Origin of the sequence: Microbacterium hydrocarbonoxydans (assembly GCF_000956475.1) — a bacterium.
Lineage (GTDB): Bacteria > Actinomycetota > Actinomycetes > Actinomycetales > Microbacteriaceae > Microbacterium > Microbacterium hydrocarbonoxydans_A.
Map to the genome: position 1 here is coordinate 125,966 of NZ_JYJB01000010.1, position 22,423 is coordinate 148,388.

The following is a 22,423-nucleotide window of genomic DNA, read 5'->3' on the forward strand; positions in this document are numbered from 1 at the left end:
GGGATGCACCGACGGCCCGATCCCCGAGCGGGTCGTCGCATGGAGCGCGGGTGGCTCGTCATCGTCGTCACCGGGCTCTTCTGCGTCGTGATGATCGCAGCGGCGCTGCAAGGGGCGCCGAACATCCGTCCGATCAGCAGCACGTCGGAACCGCTCCCCGCGGAACCGCTGCCGGAGATCAGCGGCACCCCATCGCCGACGCCCACGCCGCCACCTGAGCCCGGTGTCGTAGCCGGAGTGCTCGGCGCGATCATGCTCGGCATCCTCGTCCTGCTGTGCCTGGTGGGACTGGTGCTCCTGGTCCTGTGGGTCATCAGGATGCTCATTCGTCTCTGGCGCGACCGGCCTTTGCCTCGTCGCGACGGAGGCGCGGTCGGTCTCGCGCCGGGCGATGCGCCGTCCGACGTCGAGCCGCACGTCGTCGAGGCGGCGATCCGTCGCGGCATCGCCGGCGCGCTCGAGGAGATCGAGGGGCATGCCGTTCCTGCGGATGCGATCGTCGCCGCGTGGATCGGGTTGGAGGAGAGCGCGGCCGACGCCGGCATCACGCGTGGTCAGAGCGAGACTCCCGGCGAGTTCACCGTGCGCATCATCTCCCGCAGATCGGGGATCTCCGCCGACGCCCAGACCCTCCTGCGGTTGTACGAGCGCGTGCGATTCGGCACCTACGTCGCCGTCGAAGACGATCGGTCGGCCGCCAGAACGGCTCTGCAGAGCATCGAGGCGGGGTGGCGATGAGCTGGTGGAGGTCTCTGCTCGGAGTGGGCGTCGCTGCGGTGGCAGCGCTGGGCCTCTCTGCTGTCGGCGTCGAGCCGGTCTTCGCGATCGGCTGGGGGCTCGCCGGTGCGGCCGTGGCGATGCTCATGCAGCTGGCGCTCCCCGCGGAGCCCGGGGCCGACGCGCCGCAGGTACCGGCCGATCTCGATCGCCGAGCGACCGAGATCTCACGCATGGCCTGGGCGCTGAATCCCCGCACGGGGCTTGCGGGCGAGCGCATCACACGGCGGGTGCGTGCAGTTCTCCGTCACCGGCTCGAGCGAATCGGTCTCGACCCGGAGCGTCCTGCGGACAGAGGCCGCTGCGATGCGCTGCTCGGCCAGGACCTCTGGGGTCGGCTCACCGGCAGGGCCACCAGCATCGCCGACATCGAGCGGGCCCTCGACGCCATCGACCGGCTCTCGCCCATCAAGGAGAAGAAATGACGAATCCCGCAGCGATCGCCGAGACCGGCGCGCAGATCCTCGCCGCCGTCCGCACGGCGGTGGTAGGCATGGATGATCCGCTCGAGATCGCGCTGGCGACAGTCCTCGCCGGCGGGCACGTGCTGTTCGAGGACGTGCCCGGCCTCGGCAAGACGCTGGCCGCGCGCAGCCTCGCCGCAGCGCTCGGGCTCTCGTTCAGACGTCTGCAGTGCACGCCGGACATGCTCCCCGGTGATGTCACCGGCTCCTACGTCTACTCGCCCGGCAGCGGCGACTTCGTCTTCCGTCCAGGGCCGATCTTCACGGGGCTCCTTCTCGCCGACGAGATCAACCGCACGACGCCGAAGACCCAGTCCGCGATGCTCGAGGCCATGGCCGAACAGCAGGTGACCGTCGAAGGCAACAGCTTCGCCCTGCAGCCGCCGTTCCACATCATCGCGACGTCGAACCCGATCGAGTACGAGGGCACGTACGCGCTTCCGGAGGCGCAGCTGGACCGCTTCATGGTGCGGCTGTCCGTGGGGTATCCGGCTCCGGAGGGCGAGACGCAGATCCTTCTGAACCGGGTCGCCAGGCAGCGGGAGGCGACCGCGGTCGCTCCGGTGCTCGATCCGGCGCGACTTCTCGCTCTCCAACGGGCCGTCGAGGCGATCCACATCGACCCCGACATCGCGCGCTACTGCGTCGAACTCGCCCGGGAGACGCGCATCGCGCCCAACGTCGAGGTGGGCGCGTCGCCGCGCGGCTCGCTGGCGCTCGTGCTGCTCGGGCGCGCGCTGGCGGCCCTCGACGGCCGCGACTTCGTCCGTCCTGACGACATCAAGCGCATCGCCGTCCCCGTCCTCGCCCACCGTCTCACGCTGACCCCGCAGGCCTGGGCGCAGGGCGTCTCGGCCGCGGATGTGGTCGAGGGCGTCGTAGGGCGGACCGCGGTGCCGCCCACGGTGAGGGCATTCGGATGACGACGTCCGCTGCCCGCGGCCGTTGGGGCCCGACACTCGTCGTGGCCATCGGAGCAGCCGTGCTGCTCGCTGCGGCAGGGCTCTTCTTCTCGCGTCCCGACATCGCCGCGGTGGGCCTCCCGCTCGCGATCTGGAGTGCTCTCGTCGCGGGGGGAGACCTGCGCGGGTCGGATGCCGTCGTCAGCCTCTCGGCGCTGCCCGGCGAAGACGGGCAGATCGCCACGGAGATCCGGGCCGAGGGCGAGGCGGACGCGGTGCAACTCGTCGTCCGGTTGTCGCAGCGGCGGAGCAGACGTCTCATCATCCCGGCATCCGGAGAGGCGGTCATCGCTCGCAGCAGAGTGCTGCACTCGGGTCCGGTCAACGCCGTCCAGGCATCCGCGCGCGGGTTCTCAGGCGACGGCGCTGTGCTCTCGGCGGCGTCCGAGCACGTCATCAGCGCGCGCAGCATCGCTCCCTCGCGCCGGCGACTCGATGCCGTGCCGGTGCCGCGACGGCTGACAGGACTGCACGGCGCCCACGAGGGACGGCGCCCAGGGCAGGGCGGGGACTTCCGAGACATCCATCCCTTCGCCCCGGGCGACGAGCTCAGACGCGTGGACTGGCGGGCGACCGCTCGTCTCGCGCGGCGTCCGGGCGAGCTGCTCGTCCGGCGCACGAACACCCTGAGCGAAGCGTCCGTGGTGATCGCCGTGGACACCGCAGAGGACCTCGGAGCGGCGGTGGCGTCGTGGGGGAGCGGGGACTTCGAGCGCAGCGGCGTCACCTCGCTCGACCGCGCGCGGCAGGCCGCCCGATCGATCGCGACGACGGCGATCGGCGTCGGCGACCGCGTCGCGCTGCACGTGCTCGTCTACGGTGGCCGCTCGGTGCGCAGCGGAGGAGGCGCGAGACACCTCGCGCGGCTGGAGACGGCCATCGCCGCGGTCGGCCAGGCAGATGAGGACTCCCGATTTCGTCGGACCCCGCAGGTTCCGCACGGGTCGGTGATCTTCGTCCTCTCCACCTTCTTCGAGGGCGCAGCCGCTGAGACCGCCCTGATGTGGCGGGCGAGCGGGCATCGGGTCGTGGCGGTCGACGTCCTTCCCGATCTGGATCGCTCGAGGCTCACGAAGAGCCAGCTGATCGCACTGCGAGTCGTGCTCGCCGAGCGCGAGAACGTGTTCAGCGATCTGCGCGGTGCCGGAGTCGACGTTCTCGTCTGGTCCGAAGCCGTGGAAGCCGACATGCGCGCGACCTTGAGGACCAGACGATGAGAGCCAACGACTCGGTGAGCACAGGCATCGCGCTGTCCTGGCTGGTGCTGCGGGCGATGCTGCTCGCGGTCGTCGTGATCGGCGCCGCGGTGCTGTCGCCGCTGATCGGCTGGCTCATCGCCGCTGTGGCGCTCGGCGTGATCGGAGCCGCCCTGCCGCAGTCTTTCGCGGCCTGGGGCTCGGTTGCCTGTCTGCTGATCGGAATGATGATCGCCGGGCCCGACCTCGGACGCACCATGCTCGCCGTGTTCGTCGTTCACGCGGTTCACGTCCTGACGACTCTCAACCTCGTCGTCCCCGTCGGCGCGCGCGTCGTCGTCGGAGCTCTGCGTCCGACGCTGATCCGGTTCCTCGTCGTGCAGGCGATCGCCCAGCCGCTCACGCTGCTCGTGATGCTCGGAGCGACGGCCGGAGTCGCCGTGATCCCCTGGGCCGTCGTGGCTGGCGCGGCGGCCCTGCTCGCGCTCGTGTTCCTGTTGATCTCCTCCATGAAGGCCGCCGAGGACTGAGCGGCGGAGCCAGTGTCCGTGGCCCCTCGTAGACTTGATCAGTGCCTATCGTCCCCGTTGCAACCTCAGGAAAACTCAGTGTTCGCGGTGCCCGCGTGCACAATCTCAAGAACGTCGACATCGACATCCCCCGCGACTCTCTCGTCGTGTTCACCGGCCTGTCCGGGTCGGGGAAGTCCAGCCTCGCGTTCGACACGATCTTCGCCGAGGGGCAGCGCCGTTACGTCGAATCGCTGAGCGCGTACGCGCGGCAGTTCCTCGGGCAGGTCGACCGGCCCGACGTCGACTTCATCGAAGGGCTGAGCCCCGCGGTCTCGATCGACCAGAAGTCGACCAACCGGAACCCGCGCTCGACGGTCGGCACGATCACCGAGATCTACGACTACATGCGCCTGCTCTGGGCGCGCATCGGCATCCCGCACTGTCCGCAGTGCGGTGAGAGGATCCAGCGTCAGACCGTGCAGCAGATCGCCGATCAGCTCATGGAGCTTCCCGAGCGCACGCGCTATCAGATCGTCGCCCCCATCGTCTCCCAGAAGAAGGGCGAATTCGTCGATCTCTTCCGCGAACTCGGGGCGAAGGGCTACTCTCGCGCCATCGTCGACGGCGAGCTGATCCAGCTCGCCGAACCGCCCACGCTGAAGAAGAGCTACAAGCACGACATCGCGGTCGTGGTCGACCGTCTCGTGGCCTCCGACGACATCCTCGGCCGCGTGACCGACTCGGTCGAGACCGCTCTCGGCCTCGCCGGGGGCGTCGTGCAGGTCAACTATGTCGATGCGGAGGGGGACGACGCCTGGCAGTCGTTCTCCGAGAAGCTCGCGTGTCCGAACGGCCATGCGCTCACCCTCACCGAGATCGAGCCGCGCACCTTCTCGTTCAACGCGCCGTTCGGCGCGTGCCCGGCCTGCTCGGGTCTCGGCACGCGCATGTCGGTGGATGTCGACCTGATGCTCGGCGACGAGGAGCTCTCGATCCGCGAGGGCGCGATCATCCCGTGGACGACGCAGGGCAAGGGGCTGTTCCAGTACTACGAGCGTCTGCTCGAGGGGCTGGCGGCCGATCTCAACTTCTCGCTCGACACCCCTTGGCAGGATCTGCGGGTCGATGTGCAGGATGCGATCCTCCGCGGCGACAACTACAAGGTGACCGTCAAGTGGAAGAACCGCTACGGCCGTGAGATGCGCTACGCCTCCGGCTTCGAGGGCGTCGTGCCCTACATCGAGCGGCAGTACGCGCAGGCCGAGTCCGACACGCAGCGTGCGCGCTGGGGCGAGTACCTGCGCGAGGTGCCGTGCCCGGTGTGCGACGGCAACCGCCTCAAGCCCGAGGTGCTCGCCGTGCAGGTGCACGGGCACTCGATCGCCGAGGTCTCCCACCTCAGCCTCGCCGACGCCCGCGACTTCATGGAGACGCTCACCCTCACCGACCGCGAGGCGAAGATCGCGGCGCAGGTGCTCCGCGAGATCAGGTTGCGGCTCGACTTCCTGCTGCAGGTCGGGCTGTCGTATCTGAACCTGAGCCGCTCGGCAGGCTCGCTCTCCGGAGGCGAAGCGCAGCGCATCCGTCTCGCCACGCAGATCGGCTCTGGGCTCACCGGCGTGCTCTACGTGCTCGACGAGCCGTCCATCGGCCTTCACCAGCGCGACAACCGACGTCTCATCGACACGCTGCTGAAGCTGCGCGACCTCGGCAACACCCTGATCGTGGTGGAGCACGACGAGGAGACCATCGAGGCGGCAGACTGGGTCGTCGACATCGGCCCCGGCGCCGGCGTCAACGGCGGCGAAGTCGTGTACTCCGGCCCGTATTCGGCGCTCCTGAGTGAATCGCACTCGATGACGGGGGAGTACCTCTCCGGTCGCCGCGAGATCCCGACGCCGAAGAAGCGTCGCAAGATCGACAAGAAGCGGATGCTGAGCGTCGTCGGCGCGCGTGAGAACAACCTCAAGAACGTCAACGCCGATTTCCCGCTCGGCTTGCTGACCGCGGTCACCGGCGTCAGCGGCTCAGGCAAATCGTCGCTCGTCAACGACATCCTGTACCAGGTGCTCGCCTCGCGTCTGAACGGCGCCCGCACCGTTCCGGGCAAGCACACTCGTGTGTCCGGGCTCGACAACCTCGACAAGGTCGTGCACGTCGACCAGGCTCCGATCGGCCGCACCCCGCGGTCGAACCCGGCGACCTACACCGGAGTGTTCGACCGCATTCGCACGCTGTTCAGCGAGACGCCTGAGGCGAAGGTGCGCGGCTACCAGCCCGGACGCTTCAGCTTCAACGTCAAGGGCGGACGCTGCGACGCCTGCTCGGGCGACGGCACGATCAAGATCGAGATGAACTTCCTTCCAGACGTGTACGTCGACTGCGAGGTCTGCCACGGCAAGCGGTACAACCGCGACACCCTGGCCGTGCACTACAAGGGCAAGAACATCGCCGAGGTGCTCGAGATGCCGATCGCCGAGGCTGCGGAGTTCTTCGAGCCGATCCAGGCGATCCACCGGTACATGAAGACGCTGGTCGACGTCGGGCTCGGCTACGTGCGTCTCGGCCAGTCGGCCACGACCCTCTCCGGCGGTGAAGCGCAGCGTGTCAAGCTCGCCACCGAACTCCAGCGGCGCAGCAACGGGCGCAGCATCTACGTGCTGGACGAGCCCACCACGGGCCTGCACTTCGAAGACGTGCGCAAGCTCCTCGAGGTCTTGAACGGCCTGGTCGACAAGGGCAACACCGTGATCGTGATCGAGCACAACCTCGATGTGATCAAGTCGGCCGACTGGGTGATCGATCTCGGTCCCGAGGGCGGCTCCGGCGGCGGCGAGATCCTCGCGACGGGAACCCCCGAGCAGATCGCCCGCGTCGACGAGAGCCACACCGGGCAGTTCCTCGCCGAGATCCTGGGTGAGGGGCGCGCCGCGCGGATGGCCGGCTGATGGCCGACGTGCTGCCCTACAAGCCGCGGGCGGGCGAGATCCCGACTGACCCCGGGGTGTACCGGTTCCGCGATGCGGACGGGCGCGTGCTCTACGTCGGCAAGGCGAAGAACCTGCGCCAGCGCCTGTCGAACTACTTCGCGCCGCTGCGCACGCTGCACGAGCGGACGAGACGCATGGTCACGACCGCGGCCTCCGTCGAGTGGACGGTCGTGTCCACGGACGTCGACTCGCTGCAGCTCGAGTACATGTGGATCAAGGAGTTCGATCCGCCCTTCAACGTGCGCTACAAGGACGACAAGTCCTACCCGTTCATGGCGGTCACACTCGGCGACGAGGCGCCGCGCGTGATCGTCACCCGCAATCGCAGGATTCCCGGCGCGCGCTACTTCGGCCCGTACCCGAAGGTGTGGGCGGTGCACGACACGATCGATCTGATGATCAAGGCGTTCCCGATCCGCACCTGCAGCGACGCCAGTTACAAGCGCGCGATGCAGACCGGCCGCCCCTGCTTCCCCGGTCAGATCGGCAAGTGCGGCGGGCCGTGCTCGATGACGGTGACGATCGAAGAGCACCGTGCCATGGTCGACGATTTCATCGCCTTCATGGCAGGCGGCGACGAGCGCTTCACCCGTGAGCTGACGAAGCGGATGCTGGCGGCATCCGCAGACATGGACTACGAGGCGGCGGCGAAGTACCGCGACAAGCTCTCGGCGATCGAGGCCGTGCTCGGCAAGAGCGCCCTGGTGCTCGCAGCCGATGAGGACGCCGACCTCTTCGGTATCGCCGAGGACGAGCTGTCGGCCGCCGTGCAGCATTTCGTCATCCGCGGAGGACGCGTCCGCGGCGTCAGAGCGCTGACGATCGACAAGGAGATCGACATCACGGGCCCCGAGCTCGTCGACCAGGTGCTGCAGCGGGCCTACGGAGACGCGCAGGACGTTCCCCGCCGCATCCTGGTGCCCGTGCTGCCGGATGATGCTGCCGAGCTCGAGCAGTGGCTGCGCGAGCGCAGGGGCAGGAAGGTCGAGATCGCCGTCGCGCAGCGCGGACAGCGCGCCGATCTCATGCGCACGGCGACGCTGAACGCGCAGCAGGCCCTGATCCGTCACAAGACGCGACGCACCAGCGACTACGTCGCCCGCACCCAGGCGCTCACCGATCTGCAGGATGCGCTGGGAATGACGGATGCTCCGCTGCGCATCGAGTGCTTCGACATCTCGCATCTCGGCGGGACGAACGTCGTCGCCTCGATGGTCGTGTTCGAGGACGGCCTGCCCCGCAAGGATCAGTACCGGTCGTTCAACATCGCCGAGACGACCGACGACACCGACTCGATGTACCAGGTGCTCACCCGGCGGCTCGCATACCTCGATCGCCCGGAGGCCGAGGACCCTTCGACGGGCCCAGGGGTCCAGGAACACGGATCAGAGACCCAGGAAGAAGCCTCGGGGCGGCGCAGGCCGCGCTTCGCCTATCCGCCGCAGCTGCTCCTCGTCGACGGCGGTCAGCCGCAGGTGGCGGCGGCGGCGCGCGCGCTGCGCGACTCCGGGCACACCGAGATCGCCGTGTGCGGCATCGCGAAGCGCCTCGAGGAGATTTGGCTGCCTGACGATGACTTCCCGGTCATCCTGCCTCGTACGAGCGAGGCGCTGTACCTGCTGCAGCGGCTCCGCGACGAGGCGCACCGCTTCGCGATCACGCACCAGCGCAAGCGCCGACGCAATGACATCGCCTCGGTGCTGTCGGAGGTGCCCGGCCTCGGCGCCGCGCGGATCAAGGTGCTTCTCAAGCACTTCGGATCCGTCACCGCCCTGCGCGCGGCGGACCCGGGCGAGATCGAGAAGGTTCAGGGCATCGGCCCCGTGCTCGCGCAGAACATCCACACGCATCTCTCCACTCGATAGGCTGGTCCCTGCGGGGGAGAAGGAGCAACGATGGCAGACGGGGACACGGGCGAGTTCCTCATCGTCACAGGCATGTCGGGTGCCGGGCGCACGACGGTCGCGAACGCGCTGGAGGACCTCGGCTGGTACGTGGTCGACAACCTGCCGCCGCAGATCCTGCGTCCCCTCCTCGATCTCACCGACATGGGCGGAGACGCCCTTCCGAAGATCGCGGCCGTGGTCGACGTGCGCGGCCGCAACCTCTTCGACGACTTCCCCGGTGTCGCGCGCGCGCTGCGCTCCCGCGGCTCGGTCAGGGTCCTTTTCCTCGACGCCTCAGACGACGTGCTGGTTCGTCGCTTCGAAGCGGTCCGCCGGCCCCATCCGCTGCAGGACGACGGCACGCTGCTCGACGGCATCCGCACCGAGCGGGCGAAACTCGCGCCGGTGCGTGAGGCAGCCGACCTCGTGATCGACACGTCGTCCCTCAACATCCATCAGCTGGCGACGCAGGTCTCCGACCTCTTCTCCGAGGAGGGCGCCGCGCGTCACCGCGTGACGCTGTTGAGCTTCGGCTTCAAGTACGGCCTGCCGACGGACGTCGATCTCGTCGCCGACATGCGCTTCCTGCCGAATCCGTTCTGGAACGAGGAGCTGCGCGGCCAGACCGGTCAGGATGAGGCCGTGCGCGAGTACGTGCTCTCCCGCGAGGGGGCGACGGAATTCCTCGACGCGTACGCGGCCGCGCTCACGCCGGTGCTCGAGGGGTACCAGCGCGAGAACAAGAGCCACTCGACCGTGGCCATCGGCTGCACGGGCGGAAAGCACCGCTCCGTGGCGATGAGCGAGGAGCTGGCACGGCGCCTCGCGGCGATCCCCGGAGTCGCCGTGAACGTGCGTCACAGAGACCTGGGCAGGGAATAGCCGGGAAGCAGTTCCGGGTAGGCTGGAGGTTTGCGTCGCGATCCGACGCGTCATCGTGAAGGAGTCCCGTGGCACTAACCACCGACGTCAAGGCTGAGCTCGTCAGCATCCGCAATGCACCCCCCACGGTGCGTGTCTCGGAGGTCACTGCTGTGCTCCGCTTCGCCGGCGGCCTGCACTCGATCGCCGGACGGGTAGCCGTCGAGGCCGAGGTGGATGCCGAGGTGCTCGCTCAGCGGGTCGCCAAGGACCTCGCCGAGATCTACGGCGTACGCCCTGAGATCGCTCAGGTGCAGTCGAGCACCGCGAACGACGGAGCCCGCTGGGCCGTCCGCGTCATCTCGGCCGGTGAGACGCTCGCGCGTCAGACGGGCCTGCTCGATCAGCGCCGTCGGCCCGTGCGCGGACTGCCGAATCGGCTCACCACGGGTTCGCGTGCGGAGATCGCCGGACTCTGGCGCGGCGCCTTCCTCGCCGCGGGAACGCTCAGCGAGCCCGGGCGTTCGGCCATGCTCGAGGTGTCCTGCCCGTCGTCGGAGGCGGCCATGGCGCTCGTCGGCGCCGCCCACCGTCTCGGCGTCGCTGCGAAGGCCCGCGAGGTCCGAGGGATGCCCCGCGTCGTGGTCCGCGAGGGCGAGGCGATCCGCAGCATCCTCAGCGAGATGGGTGCGCATCGCACAGCTGCGGCATGGGAGGAGATGCGTCAGCGCCGTGAGGTGCGCGCCGGGGTCAACCGGCTGGTGAACTTCGACGACGCGAACCTTCGCCGCTCGGCGCAGGCCGCTGTCGCCGCGTGCGCTCGGGTCGAGCGCGCGCTCGAGATCCTCGCCGACGACGTTCCCGATCACCTGCGAGTCGCCGGCGAGCTGCGCCTGGCGCACCGCGATGCCAGCCTGGATGAGCTCGGCCACCACGCCGACCCGCCGATGACGAAAGACGCCGTGGCCGGGCGCATCCGCCGTCTGCTCGCGATGGCGGACAAGCGCGCTCAGCAGGAAGGCATCCCCGGAACCGAGGCCGCTGTGCCTGCGGGTCTCGACGTCTGACGCCGATCAACGTCCGAAGCGAGCCGGTCCCCATGGGGCCGGCTCGCTTCGTCATATGGCGGAAGGAACCCGACCACGCGCGCGTTGTCGTCACTAGGATGAAAAGCGTCTGCTCCGCACCGCATTCGGTGGCGCGGAGGATCGGCAAGCGCCGCGGCGCGGCGCGGATTGGATGAAAGCGAAATGGCTGTATACACGCTCCCCGACCTTCCCTACGACTTCGCGGCGCTCGAACCGCACATCAGCGGCAAGATCATGGAACTCCACCATGACAAGCACCACGCCGCATACGTCGCCGGCGCCAACGCAGCTCTCGATGGCCTCGCAGAGGCTCGTGAGACGGGTAACCTCGCCAACGTCAACAAGCTCGAGAAGGACCTGGCGTTCAACCTCGGCGGCCACGTCAACCACTCGATCTTCTGGACCAACCTCTCCCCGAACGGCGGCGGCGAGCCCGAGGGCGAGCTGCGTGCGGCGATCGACGAGTTCTTCGGCTCGTTCGACAAGTTCCAGGCTCACTTCACGGCCAACGCCATGGGCATCCAGGGCTCCGGCTGGTCGGTGCTCAGCTGGGACTCGATCGGGCAGCGCCTGATCATCCAGCAGCTGTTCGACCAGCAGGGCAACACCGCTCAGGGCACGGTGCCGCTGTTCCAGCTCGACATGTGGGAGCACGCCTTCTACCTCGACTACCTCAACGTCAAGGCGGACTACGTCAAGGCGGCGTGGAACATCGCCAACTGGGAGAACGTCGCTCAGCGCTTCGAAACAGCCCGCGAGAAGACCTCGGGCCTGCTGGTACTGTCGTAAACAAGACGGGCGTCCCGACGGACTCTGCCCGTCGGGACGCCGTTGTCCAGAATCAAGTTGAAACCGCGCTCTCGCGCACAAGAAATCAGGAGACCTTAGTGTCTGTCAAGATCGGTATCAACGGCTTCGGCCGCATCGGACGTAACTTCCTTCGTGCGGCTCTCGCACAGGGCGCGGACCTCGACATCGTCGCAGTCAACGACCTCACTGACAACAAGACCCTCGCGCACCTGCTGAAGTACGACTCGGTCGGCGGTGTCCTCGACGCCGAGATCAGCTACGACGACGAGAGCATCACGGTCAACGGCAAGAAGATCAAGGCGTTCGCCGACCGCGACCCCGCCAACCTCCCGTGGGGCGAGCTGGGCGTCGACATCGTCATCGAGTCGACCGGCTTCTTCACCAAGGCCGAGCTGGCCAAGAAGCACATCGAGGCAGGCGCCAAGAAGGTCCTCATCTCGGCACCGGGCACCGGCGTCGACGGCACGTTCGTCATGGGCGTGAACGAAGACACCTACAACCCCGAGACGCACCACATCATCTCCAACGCGTCGTGCACCACGAACTGCCTCGCGCCGCTCGCCCAGGTCTTCAACGACGCGTTCGGCATCGACCGCGGCTTCATGATGACGGCTCACGCGTACACCGCCGACCAGAACCTGCAGGACGGCCCCCACGGCGACCTGCGTCGCGCACGCGCCGCCGCGATCAACATCACCCCGGCCTCGACCGGTGCGGCCAAGGCCATCGGAGAGGTCCTGCCGGAGCTCAACGGCAAGCTCTCGGGCTCGTCGTACCGCGTGCCGGTCCCCACCGGCTCGATCGTCGACCTCACCCTGATCACCGACCACGAGAACCTCACGGTCGACGAGGTCAACGAGGCGTACAAGAAGGCTGCCGCCGAGGGCCGCCTGGTCGGCTACCTGCAGTACAACGAGGACCCGATCGTCTCCAGCGACATCGTGCACAACCCGCACTCCTCGATCTTCGACTCGACGCTGACCAACGTCAGCGGCAACCTCGTCAAGGTCTCGAGCTGGTACGACAACGAGTGGGGCTACTCCAACCGTCTCGTCGACCTGACCGAGTACGTGGCCGAGCGTCTCTGAAGCTCAGACACATGACTCTGCGCACCCTGGACTCTCTGGGTCCGCTCGAGGGCAAGCGCGTCATCGTCCGTTGTGACCTGAACGTCCCGCTTCGGGATGGGGTCATAACGGACGATGGTCGTGTTCGCGCCTCGCTGCCGACTCTCAACGCACTCATCAACGCCGGAGCTCGCGTCGTCGTGTGCTCGCACCTGGGCCGCCCCGACGGCGCGCCCGACCCGCAGTACAGCCTGGAGCCGGTGGCCCAGCGGCTGTCCGAGCTGCTCGGCGCCCCGGTCGCGTTCGCGCGCGACACGGTCGGCGAGTCGGCGAGGGATGCTGTCGCCGCCCTCGAGGACGGCGGGGTCGTCGTCATCGAGAACCTGCGCTTCAACGCAGGGGAGACCGCGAAGGACGACGCCGAGCGCGCCGCGTTCGCGGCACAGCTCGCAGAGCTCGGTGATGTGCTGGTCTCCGACGGCTTCGGCGTCGTGCACCGCAAGCAGGCGAGCGTCTACGACCTCGCCCAGCTGCTCCCGTCGGCGGCGGGTCTGCTGATCGCCGCCGAGCTCGACGTACTCGACCGCCTCACCGAGAAGCCCGAGCGTCCGTACGCGGTCGTGCTCGGCGGCTCGAAGGTCAGCGACAAGCTCGGCGTGATCTCGCACCTGCTGCCTCGCGTCGACCGGATCCTGGTCGGCGGAGGGATGCTGTTCACCTTCCTCAAGGCGCAGGGCCACGAGGTCGCCTCGAGCCTGCTCGAAGAGGACCAGCTCGACACCGTCCGCGGCTACATCGCCGAGGCGGCGGAGCGCGGCGTGGAGCTCGTGCTCCCGACAGACGTGGTCGTGGCAGAGAAGTTCGCGGCGGATGCGGCGCACGAGGTCGTGGCGGCGGATGCGATCGAGTCGACAGCCTTCGGCAAGGCCGGCATCGGCCTCGACATCGGTCCCGAGACCGCGGCGCGATTCGCCGAGGTCGTCCGCGGCTCGAAGACGGTGTTCTGGAACGGCCCGATGGGCGTGTTCGAGTTCCCTGCGTTCGCAGCCGGAACCAAGGCAGTGGCTCAGGCGCTCACCGAGGTCGACGGACTCAGCGTCGTCGGCGGCGGCGACTCGGCGGCGGCCGTTCGCCAGCTCGGTTTCGCCGACGACCGCTTCGGCCACATCTCAACCGGCGGCGGCGCCAGCCTCGAGTTCCTCGAGGGCAAGAAACTACCCGGCCTGGAGGTGCTCGGATGGGCGTAGCGAATCGGACCCCGCTGATCGCGGGCAACTGGAAGATGAACCTCGACCACCTGCAGGCGGTCGCGTTCGTGCAGAAGCTGCACTGGACTCTGAAGGACGCCAAGCACGAGGACGGCTCGGTCGAGGTCGCGGTGTTCCCGCCCTTCACCGACATCCGCAGCGTGCAGACTCTGATCGACGCCGACAAGATCCCCTTCGCGCTCGGCGCGCAGGACCTGTCGGCGCATGACTCGGGTGCGTACACCGGTGAGGTGTCTGGCGCGTTCCTCGCGAAGCTCGATGCGAAGTACGTCATCATCGGCCACTCGGAGCGTCGTGAGTACCACTCGGAGTCCGATGAGGTCGTCGCGTCCAAGGTGAAGGCGGCGCTCAAGCACGGCCTGGTGCCGGTGATCTGCGTCGGCGAGACACTGGCCCAGCGCGAGGAGTCCGGGCCCACCGCGGTCTCGATCGCTCAGCTCGAGACCGCACTCGGCGCGGTCTCGGCTTCGGACGACATCGTGGTGGCCTACGAGCCGGTCTGGGCGATCGGCACCGGTCAGGTGGCCTCGCCGGAGCAGGCTCAGGAAGTGTGCTCCGCTCTTCGCGCCGTCATCGCAGCGAAGCTCGGCGACGAGGCTGCCGCGCGCACCCGCATCCTCTACGGCGGATCGGTGAAGTCGGCGAACATCGCCAGCTTCATGCGCGAGCCCGACGTCGACGGCGCTCTGGTCGGCGGAGCAAGTCTCGTGGTCGACGAGTTCGCGGCGATCATCCGCTTCGAGAAGCACGTAGGCGTATGAGCGTGTGGCGGGGCTCCGGCCCCGCCACACCGTATACTTGACCGTTACGGGGGCTATCCCGCCCCGGCGAAAGGCTTCTTCCTCGTGGAAATTCTCGAGTTCGTCCTGCAGGTGCTGCTGGGCATCACCAGCGTCCTGCTGACTCTCCTCATCCTGCTCCACAAGGGCCGCGGCGGCGGCCTGTCCGACATGTTCGGCGGTGGCATGTCCACGGCCGTCGGCTCGTCGGGTCTCGCGGAGCGCAACCTCAACCGCTTCACGGTGATCCTCGCCCTGATCTGGTTCGTGTCGATCGTCGCGCTCGGCCTCATCACGAAGTTCGAGGTGATCTGATGGCTACCGGCGGAAACGCGATCAGGGGCACCCGCGTCGGCTCCGGCCCGATGGGGGAGCAGGACCACGGCTACCACGCTGACCGCATCGCGGTCTCCTACTGGGACGGTCTCGGCAACGAGACGGTCCGATACTTCGCTGCGGGCCTGCCCGACGAGGAGATCCCGGAGATCATCGATCACCCGCAGTCTGGCCTGCCGGCCGGTCGCGACAAGGAGAACCCTCCTGCGCTCGCGAAGACCGAGCCGTACAAGACGCACCTCGCCTACGTGAAGGAGCGTCGCACCGACGAGGAAGCCGTTCAGCTTCTCGAAGACGCCCTTACGCAGCTGCGTGAGCGTCGCGGTCAGTAAGACCACGCACAGAAGCCGCCATGACCGTCAGGTCTCGGCGGCTTCTTCGTGTCGTCACCGGCATCCGGCTGCCGCGTCGATGTACGACTGGGGCGGATAGCCGTACGCCCACACCCCGTTCGCATCGTCGGTGTACCCCATGCTGATCGCCCAGGCCGTGGCCCACTTCTCGATGCTGTCCTGGGTGGAGGCGTCGTACATGCCCTGACACTTCACGCTGATCGCATGCCCGACCTCGTGGGCGACCAGCGACTTGCTCGTGATCGAGGGCCATTGCTCGGCGACCGAGTTGGAGAGCTCGATCACGGCGTGCCCGGGTGTCGACCACCACCACGTGGTGAGCCCGCCCATGCTCCCGTTGTCTCCGACGCCGTTGACGATCCGGTTCCAGTCGAACTCGAGGAGGACGCCGGGAGCCAGAGATCTGGCGAACGCCTCGATCGCCAGGCGGTTCTCCAGCAGCGGCCCGGCCTTCTCGGCGAGTTCCACCTGTTCGGAGGAGATGACCTGCGCGGCCGCGTCCTGAAGATCGGCGAACGATGCCACCGCGTCCTGATCGATGGTTGTGACGCCGGCGAGATCGGTCGCCGACTCCCTCAGTGCGATCACGGCATCGTTCTTCGCCGAGATGTGCGCAGCCTCGAAAGACGATGCGGCCGTCGCGGCGGAGGAGAGCAGCGCGAGCCCGGCATCCGACACCGCGGAACCGGCCTTCTCGACCAGAGGAGACGCCTCCTCCAGATCGTCTTCGAGAGCCGCGAGGTCCTCGCGGTCTTCGGAGAGGTGATCGGATGCTGCGAACAGCTCCCAGAACCAGCCGGGCTTCTCTCCCTGCTCAGGAATCTCGGTGTCGACGACATCGGCCGCCTCGGAGAGGACGCTCTGCGCCTCTCCCGTCGCGGTCGTCAGGGCGTCTTCCGTCTCGGCGGGCACGAGATCGCTGGCATCTCCACCGACCAGCTGAGTCGCCGCGTCGTTCAGAGTGCTGAGCTCGGTCGTGGACCCGCGCACCTCGAGGAGCATCGATCTCGTCGAATCGGCCTGCGTCGAGAACTGCTCTGCCGTGTCGTCGTAGCCGAGGTTGCCGGCGAGCTGCAGTCCTGCGAACACGCCGCCGACGATCAGAACGGCGAGGACGGCCGCGACCGGCCACCTGCGACGCCGACGGGCCGTGCGGACGATCTGGGACGCCCCGGAGAAGCGAGAGGGCAGTGTGTGATCGCCATGCGGTGCGCTGTTCGGATCAACCACGCATCCTCCCTAGTGAAAAGGTCCTCGCTGGAAAGCGAGGACCTGATCTGAGTGAGGGGGTGACGGGAATCGAACCCGCGCAATCAGTTTGGAAGACTGAGACTCTACCATTGAGCTACACCCCCGAACCGGCGAACCGGACTCAAACGACTATAGCGGACGAACAAGGGTGCTCATGTCCGTTAGACTCTTCGGGGCTGAATCTGCGTGCGGATTCCCCGGGGCGTAGCTCAGTTTGGTAGAGCGCCCGCTTTGGGAGCGGGAGGTCGCAGGTTCAACTCCTGTCGCCCCGACACGGCTTCACGAGCCTGACAGCTTCACAAGCCTGACAGCCGCGATTCAGCGCGGAAATCACAAGGAGAACACACCAGCATGGCGAACAGCACCGTCGAGAAGCTGACCCCGACCCGGGTCAAGCTCAGCATCACGGTCACCCCCGAAGACCTCAAGCCCAGCATCGCCCACGCCTACGAGCACATCGCTCAGGACGTGCAGATCCCCGGCTTCCGCAAGGGCAAGGTCCCCGCCCCGATCATCGACCAGCGCATCGGACGTGGCGCTGTCATCGAGCACGCCGTCAACGAGGGCCTCGACAAGTTCTTCCGCGAGGCGACCGTCGAGCACAAGGTGCGCGTCGTCGGCCGTCCCTCGGCCGAGATCACCCAGTGGCCGAGCGAGAAGGACTTCTCGGGCGACCTGCTCGTCGATGTCGAGGTCGATGTGCGTCCCGACATCGAGCTGCCCTCCTACGACGGCATCACGGTCACGGTCGACGCCGTCGAGACCGACGACGCGGCGATCGACGAGGAGCTCGAGCGCCTGCGGGCCCGCTTCGGCACGCTCGTGCCCGTCGACCGTCCTGCAGCGAAGGGCGACTTCGTCGAACTCGACCTCGTCGCAACGATCGACGGCGCCGAGATCGACCGCGCCGAGGGCGTCTCCTACGAGGTCGGCTCGGGCGAGCTGCTCGAGGGCATCGACGACGCGATCGAGTCGCTGACTGCCGGTGAGGACACCACGTTCCGCTCGTCGCTCGTGGGCGGCGACCACGCCGGCTCCGAGGCCGAGGTCTCCGTGACGGTCAAGGCGGTCAAGGAGCGCGAGCTTCCCGAGGCTGATGACGACTTCGCGCAGATCGCCAGCGAGTTCGACACGATCGCCGAGCTCCGCGCGAGCCTTGCCGAGCGCGTCGCGCAGCAGAGCGTCTTCACGCAGGGGTCGGCGGCGCGCGACAAGCTCGTCGAGACGCTGCTCGAGCAGATCGACATCCCCGTGCCGCCGCAGCTGATCGAGGACGAGGTGCACAACCACCTCGAGGGCGAAGGCCGTCTCGAGGACGACGCTCACCGCGCGGAGGTCACCGAGGCCAGCGAGAAGCAGTTCCGCACCCAGGTGCTGCTCGACACGATCGCCGAGCAGGCCGACGTGCAGGTCTCGCAGGACGAGCTCTCGCAGTACCTCATCCAGTCGGCGGCGCAGTACGGCATGGCGCCGCAGGAGTTCGTCGAGGCGCTGCAGTCCTCGAACCAGCTGCCCGCGCTTGTCGGCGAGGTCGCCCGCAACAAGGCGCTCGCGATCGCCCTGGGCAAGGTCAAGGTCGTCGACACCAACGGCAAGGCTGTGGACCTGAGCGACTTCATCGTGACCGATGACGAGGCTGAGGCCGAGACCGAGGCCGAGCAGGCCCCGGTCGAGGAGAAGAAGCCCGCCGCGAAGAAGGCTCCGGCCAAGAAGGCCCCGGCGAAGAAGGCTGACGCCGACACCGCCGACGAGCCTGCCGCTGAGAAGAAGCCGGCCGCGAAGAAGCCCGCAGCCAAGAAGGCTCCGGCCAAGAAGGCCGCCGACAAGGCTGAGTGATCGAACACGATCACTGTGGAAGGGGCGGATGCTGCGGCATCCGCCCCTTTCTCGTGAAAGAGGAGGAAGCCATGCCCGAACAGATGAAGAGCTGGGACCAGCGGATCGACGAGGTCTGGGCCGACGCGTCCGGCGAGGAGGTCGGCGCCGAGATCATCGCGCGCATCGACGCACTCGCCGCAGAACGAGGCGCGGACGACGCCCGTGCGGAGTTCGAGCGGGCGGGCGCCCGCGATTCGGCCGGGCGGCCGGAGGAGGCGGTGCCGCTGTACCGCCGGGCGCTGGAACTCGGTCTCGACGAGGAGCACCGGCCGCAGGCGGTCATCCAGCTCGCGAGCTCACTGCGCAACCTCGGTGAGTTCGACGCCGCGCTGGACGTGATCCGCACGGAGGAGAAGCTCTCGGCAGATGGTCCCTATCGTGACGCTGTGGCGGCCGTTCATGCGCTCATCCTCGCGAGTGCAGGGCGCCCTGCGCAGGGGCTCTCCGTCGCGCTTCTCGCACTGGTTCCGCACCTTCCCCGGTACCACCGATCGATGACGGCCTACGCGCACGACATCGCCGATGCCGACGCTTGATATGCCGACGGCGAACACGACCTGAACGCCGCGTTGTCGCCGGTAGATTCGAATCACTGAAACACGGAATCAGGAGCTGACATGGCTGCAGAACCCCTCCTCGCGACGAGCGTCTTCGATCGTCTGCTGAAGGATCGCATCATCTGGCTGGGCTCAGAGGTGCGTGACGAGAACGCCAATGAGATCTGCGCGAAGATCCTTCTTCTCGCCGCAGAAGACTCTGAGAAGGACATCTACCTCTACGTCAACTCGCCGGGTGGCTCGATCACCGCGGGTATGGCGATCTACGACACGATGCAGTTCGTCCCGAACGACATCGTCACGGTCGGCATCGGCATGGCCGCGTCGATGGGCCAGCTGCTGCTGACTGCCGGCACCAAGGGCAAGCGCTACATCACCCCCAACGCCCGGGTGCTGCTGCACCAGCCGCACGGCGGTTTCGGCGGCACCTCGAGCGACATCCAGACTCAGGCGCAGCTCATCACCTCGATGAAGAACCGCCTCGCCGAGATCACCGCGGCGCAGACCGGCAAGACGGTCGAGCAGATCAACGCCGACGGAGACCGCGACCGCTGGTTCACAGCCCAGGAGGCGCTCGAGTACGGCTTCGTCGACCACATCCGCGAATCGGCCTCCGACGTCGTCGGCGGCGGCGGCACCGAGCAGGACTCGAAGTAAGCGGAAAGAGAAGGAATCACATGTACACACCCACCTTCCGCGCGGCCGGCAATCTCCCGTCCAGCCGCTACGTGCTCCCGCAGTTCGAGGAGCGCACCGCTTACGGCTTCAAGCGTCAGGATCCGTACAACAAGCTGTTCGAAGACCGCGTGATCTTCCTCGGCGTGCAGGTCGACGACGCCTCGGCCGATGACGTGATGGCTCAGCTCCTGGTTCTCGAGAGCCAGGACTCCGAGCGCGACATCACGATGTACATCAACTCGCCCGGTGGTTCGTTCACCGCGATGACCGCGATCTACGACACCATGCAGTACGTGGCGCCGCAGATCCAGACGGTCGTGCTCGGGCAGGCCGCCTCCGCGGCATCGGTGCTGCTGGCTGCCGGCGCGCCGGGCAAGCGCCTCGCGCTGCCCAACGCCCGCGTACTGATGCACCAGCCGGCGATGGGCGAGGCCGGTCACGGCCAGGCATCCGACATCGAGATCCAGGCGGCGGAGATCCTCCGCATGCGCACCTGGCTCGAGGAGACGATGGCGAAGCACACGGGCAAGACCGCTGAGCAGGTCAACCGCGACATCGATCGCGACAAGATCCTCTCTGCGCCCGAGGCGCTGGAATACGGCATCGTCGATCAGGTGCTCAGCTCGCGCAAGCGCGTCTGAGCTCTCCATCAAAAGGACGCCGGTCAGCCGACCGGCGTCCTTTTGCGCACCCACCCGCGGGTGGGATGCTCATATGAGCAAGTTGCTGCGCGGACGCGGTAGACGGCCTATCCTTGTCGATGAAGGAGGATGCCGTGGAAGAAGAGCTGGTCATGGTTCGCGTCGCCGAGCTGTACTACGACGAGGACAAGACCCAGGACGAGATCGGCGCCCTCCTCAAGATCTCCCGATGGAAGGTCGGCCGCCTGCTGACGCAGGCCCGCGAGCGCGGCATCGTCCGCATCGAGATCGTCCATCCGCGCGCCCGGCGTCTCGGGCTCGAGCGGCAGCTGGTCGAGCAGCACGGTCTGGCTGCGGCCATCGTCGTTCCGTCGCCGGAGGGCGATGAGGGAACGCTCGAGCGGGTCGCGCAGGCCGCAGCCGACTTCCTGACCGCGATGCGTCCGGTGCCGCGCACGCTCGGCGTGAGCTGGGGTCGTACGCTGCGGGCTGTCGCCGAGGCGCTGCCTGATGGCTGGGCGACCGGCGTCACCGTCGTGCAGCTCAACGGGGGAGTGAGCCTCAACCGCCGCTCCGGAGGTGCAGCAGGACTCGCGGTCACGATCGCCCAAAGGGCTTCGGGCCATGTCTCGCTGCTGCCGAGCCCGGCGATCCTGGAGCGGGTCGAGACCAAGCAGGCCATCGAGGCCGACCGCACCGTCGCGGCGGTCCTCGAAGAGGCGGCCGAGGCGCAGGCGTTCCTTTTCACGGCCGGTCCGTGCGACGCGAGCTCGGCTCACGTCGAGAACGGCTACCTGACAGCATCCGAGGTGGAGGAGCTGGCCCGCCGTGGCGCTGTCGGCGATGTCCTCGGCAGGTACATCGATGCCGACGGCAACATCGTCGACCCGCAGCTCGATGCGCGCACCGTGGGCGTCGACCTGTCGCGGCTGCGTGCAGCAGAGCGCGCGGTCTTCGTCGCCACGGGCGAGGCCAAGCATGACATCGCGCGCACAGTCGTCACGAGCGGCCTGTGCAGCGTCATCGTGACCGATGAGAACACAGCCAGAGCATTGTTGGAGGAACAGTGACGACCAAGGAACTCAGTCGCCGCAGCGCGGTCGACGTACTGGGCGGTGAGCCCGACGATGCGACGCTTCGGCGGTTCCTGCACGGCCTGCCCGGAGTGGATGCGGTGGGGCTCGAGCAGCGTGCTGCAGGCCTCGGCACTCGATCGATCAAGACCACGTCGAAGGCGTGGGCGCTCGACACGATCATCAGGCTCATCGACCTGACGACGCTCGAGGGGGCGGACACGCCGGGTAAGGTGCGTTCCCTGGTCGCCAAGGCGAAGACGCCGGATGCGAGCGACCCGGCGACACCCCGCGTCGCCGCCGTCTGCGTCTATGGCGACATGGTCGGCCATGCCGTCGACGCGCTGGGCTCCGTCCACGGTGACCCGGACGATGGTCTGATCTCCGTCGCGGCCGTCGCCACAGCCTTCCCCAGCGGGCGCTCCTCGCTGGCCATCAAGCTCGCCGACACAGCAGAGGCAGTGGCGGCCGGGGCAGACGAGATCGACATGGTGATCGACCGCGGGGCGTTCCTCTCGGGGCGCTATGGCCTGGTGTTCGATCAGATCGCCGCAGTGAAGGAAGCATGCCGTCGTGAAGATGGCAGCTACGCCTCGCTCAAGGTGATCCTCGAGACCGGGGAGCTCAACACCTACGACAACATCAAGAGGGCCTCGTGGCTCGGCATCCTCGCGGGCGGCGACTTCATCAAGACATCCACGGGCAAGGTGCAGCCGGCAGCGACCCTTCCGACGACGCTGCTCATGCTCGAGACCGTGCGCGACTGGTACCGCGGTACCGGTGAGAAGATCGGCGTGAAGCCGGCAGGCGGCATCCGCTCGTCGAAGGATGCCGTGAAGTATCTCGTCACGGTCGCAGAGACGGTCGGCGAGGAATGGCTGCAGCCGCACCTGTTCCGCTTCGGCGCGTCCAGCCTGCTCAACGACGTGCTGCTGCAGCGTCAGAAGCTCACCACCGGCCACTACTCGGGCCCCGACTACGTCACGATCGACTAGG

General features: G+C 67.8%; 22 protein-coding genes and 2 tRNA genes. 22 read left to right on the top strand and 2 right to left on the bottom strand.

Going from position 1 to position 22,423, the window contains the following annotated elements:
• Positions 1-3: 3 nt before the first annotated feature.
• The 15 genes from RS84_RS13135 (at position 4) to RS84_RS13205 (ending at position 15,328) form a co-directional block, all read left to right on the top strand.
• The gene (locus tag RS84_RS13135; RefSeq protein ID WP_045258280.1) at positions 4-738 is read left to right on the top strand and encodes a DUF4129 domain-containing protein; all 735 of its coding nucleotides are present in this window, start codon (positions 4-6) and stop codon (positions 736-738) included.
• Positions 735-1,202, top strand: a complete 468-nt coding sequence (locus RS84_RS18725) for a hypothetical protein (protein WP_152641828.1) — start codon at positions 735-737, stop codon at positions 1,200-1,202. Before RS84_RS13135 ends, RS84_RS18725 begins: the two co-directional genes overlap by 4 nt.
• On the top strand, positions 1,199-2,164 hold the full coding sequence (locus RS84_RS13145) for an AAA family ATPase (protein WP_045258281.1): 966 nt from the start codon (positions 1,199-1,201) through the stop codon (positions 2,162-2,164). The genes RS84_RS18725 and RS84_RS13145 overlap by 4 nt, the downstream gene beginning before the upstream one ends.
• Positions 2,161-3,420 (top strand): DUF58 domain-containing protein, encoded by a 1,260-nt coding sequence (locus RS84_RS13150; protein ID WP_045258282.1) that lies wholly within the window; start codon positions 2,161-2,163, stop codon positions 3,418-3,420. The genes RS84_RS13145 and RS84_RS13150 overlap by 4 nt, the downstream gene beginning before the upstream one ends.
• Positions 3,417-3,929, top strand: a complete 513-nt coding sequence (locus RS84_RS13155) for a hypothetical protein (protein ID WP_045258283.1) — start codon at positions 3,417-3,419, stop codon at positions 3,927-3,929. Before RS84_RS13150 ends, RS84_RS13155 begins: the two co-directional genes overlap by 4 nt.
• A gap of 41 nt (positions 3,930-3,970) precedes the next feature.
• Entirely contained in the window at positions 3,971-6,859 is a 2,889-nt protein-coding gene (gene uvrA / locus RS84_RS13160) for an excinuclease ABC subunit UvrA (protein WP_045258284.1), read from the top strand.
• Positions 6,859-8,766 carry an excinuclease ABC subunit UvrC gene (uvrC, locus tag RS84_RS13165; RefSeq protein ID WP_045258285.1) on the top strand — a complete coding sequence of 636 codons (1,908 nt, stop codon included), beginning with the start codon at positions 6,859-6,861 and terminating at the stop codon, positions 8,764-8,766. The genes uvrA and uvrC overlap by 1 nt, the downstream gene beginning before the upstream one ends.
• A gap of 30 nt (positions 8,767-8,796) precedes the next feature.
• The gene (gene rapZ, locus RS84_RS13170) at positions 8,797-9,669 is read left to right on the top strand and encodes an RNase adapter RapZ (RefSeq protein WP_045258286.1); all 873 of its coding nucleotides are present in this window, start codon (positions 8,797-8,799) and stop codon (positions 9,667-9,669) included.
• 68 nt (positions 9,670-9,737) lie between these two features.
• Positions 9,738-10,715 carry a DNA-binding protein WhiA gene (gene whiA, locus RS84_RS13175; protein ID WP_045258287.1) on the top strand — a complete coding sequence of 326 codons (978 nt, stop codon included), beginning with the start codon at positions 9,738-9,740 and terminating at the stop codon, positions 10,713-10,715.
• Positions 10,716-10,898: 183 nt separating this feature from the next.
• Positions 10,899-11,525, top strand: coding sequence for a superoxide dismutase (locus tag RS84_RS13180; RefSeq protein WP_045258288.1), 627 nt, complete (start codon positions 10,899-10,901; stop codon positions 11,523-11,525).
• Positions 11,526-11,623: 98 nt separating this feature from the next.
• A complete protein-coding gene (gap, locus tag RS84_RS13185) occupies positions 11,624-12,634 on the top strand; it encodes a type I glyceraldehyde-3-phosphate dehydrogenase (protein ID WP_045258289.1) in 1,011 nt (336 codons plus the stop codon).
• A gap of 11 nt (positions 12,635-12,645) precedes the next feature.
• Complete coding sequence (locus tag RS84_RS13190) at positions 12,646-13,860, top strand: phosphoglycerate kinase (protein WP_045258290.1); 1,215 nt, start codon at positions 12,646-12,648, stop codon at positions 13,858-13,860.
• Positions 13,851-14,642 carry a triose-phosphate isomerase gene (tpiA, locus tag RS84_RS13195; protein WP_045258291.1) on the top strand — a complete coding sequence of 264 codons (792 nt, stop codon included), beginning with the start codon at positions 13,851-13,853 and terminating at the stop codon, positions 14,640-14,642. Before RS84_RS13190 ends, tpiA begins: the two co-directional genes overlap by 10 nt.
• A gap of 84 nt (positions 14,643-14,726) precedes the next feature.
• The gene (secG, locus tag RS84_RS13200) at positions 14,727-14,975 is read left to right on the top strand and encodes a preprotein translocase subunit SecG (protein WP_045258292.1); all 249 of its coding nucleotides are present in this window, start codon (positions 14,727-14,729) and stop codon (positions 14,973-14,975) included.
• Positions 14,975-15,328, top strand: coding sequence for an RNA polymerase-binding protein RbpA (locus RS84_RS13205; protein WP_045258293.1), 354 nt, complete (start codon positions 14,975-14,977; stop codon positions 15,326-15,328). Before secG ends, RS84_RS13205 begins: the two co-directional genes overlap by 1 nt.
• A 54-nt stretch (positions 15,329-15,382) precedes the next feature.
• Here the strand turns inward: RS84_RS13205 and RS84_RS13210 are convergent, their stop codons facing one another.
• Positions 15,383-16,579, bottom strand: a complete 1,197-nt coding sequence (locus RS84_RS13210) for a hypothetical protein (protein ID WP_045258294.1) — start codon at positions 16,577-16,579, stop codon at positions 15,383-15,385.
• A gap of 54 nt (positions 16,580-16,633) precedes the next feature.
• Positions 16,634-16,704 (bottom strand) — tRNA-Gly (locus RS84_RS13215).
• Positions 16,705-16,798: 94 nt separating this feature from the next.
• Here RS84_RS13215 and RS84_RS13220 point away from each other — a divergent pair.
• The 7 genes from RS84_RS13220 to deoC all read left to right on the top strand — a co-directional run bounded on the left by RS84_RS13220 (position 16,799) and on the right by deoC (position 22,422).
• Positions 16,799-16,872: transfer RNA gene (locus RS84_RS13220), tRNA-Pro, on the top strand.
• Positions 16,873-16,951: 79 nt separating this feature from the next.
• On the top strand, positions 16,952-18,436 hold the full coding sequence (gene tig / locus RS84_RS13225; RefSeq protein WP_045258295.1) for a trigger factor: 1,485 nt from the start codon (positions 16,952-16,954) through the stop codon (positions 18,434-18,436).
• Positions 18,437-18,507: 71 nt separating this feature from the next.
• Positions 18,508-19,014 (top strand): tetratricopeptide repeat protein, encoded by a 507-nt coding sequence (locus tag RS84_RS13230; RefSeq protein ID WP_235281493.1) that lies wholly within the window; start codon positions 18,508-18,510, stop codon positions 19,012-19,014.
• An 81-nt stretch (positions 19,015-19,095) separates the two neighbouring features.
• On the top strand, positions 19,096-19,692 hold the full coding sequence (locus RS84_RS13235; RefSeq protein WP_045258296.1) for an ATP-dependent Clp protease proteolytic subunit: 597 nt from the start codon (positions 19,096-19,098) through the stop codon (positions 19,690-19,692).
• Between the two features lie 20 nt (positions 19,693-19,712).
• A complete protein-coding gene (locus RS84_RS13240) occupies positions 19,713-20,354 on the top strand; it encodes an ATP-dependent Clp protease proteolytic subunit (protein ID WP_045258297.1) in 642 nt (213 codons plus the stop codon).
• 134 nt (positions 20,355-20,488) lie between these two features.
• Positions 20,489-21,424 carry a sugar-binding transcriptional regulator gene (locus RS84_RS13245; protein ID WP_052676364.1) on the top strand — a complete coding sequence of 312 codons (936 nt, stop codon included), beginning with the start codon at positions 20,489-20,491 and terminating at the stop codon, positions 21,422-21,424.
• Positions 21,421-22,422 (top strand): deoxyribose-phosphate aldolase, encoded by a 1,002-nt coding sequence (gene deoC / locus RS84_RS13250; protein WP_045258299.1) that lies wholly within the window; start codon positions 21,421-21,423, stop codon positions 22,420-22,422. The genes RS84_RS13245 and deoC overlap by 4 nt, the downstream gene beginning before the upstream one ends.
• Position 22,423: the final 1 nt, after the last annotated feature.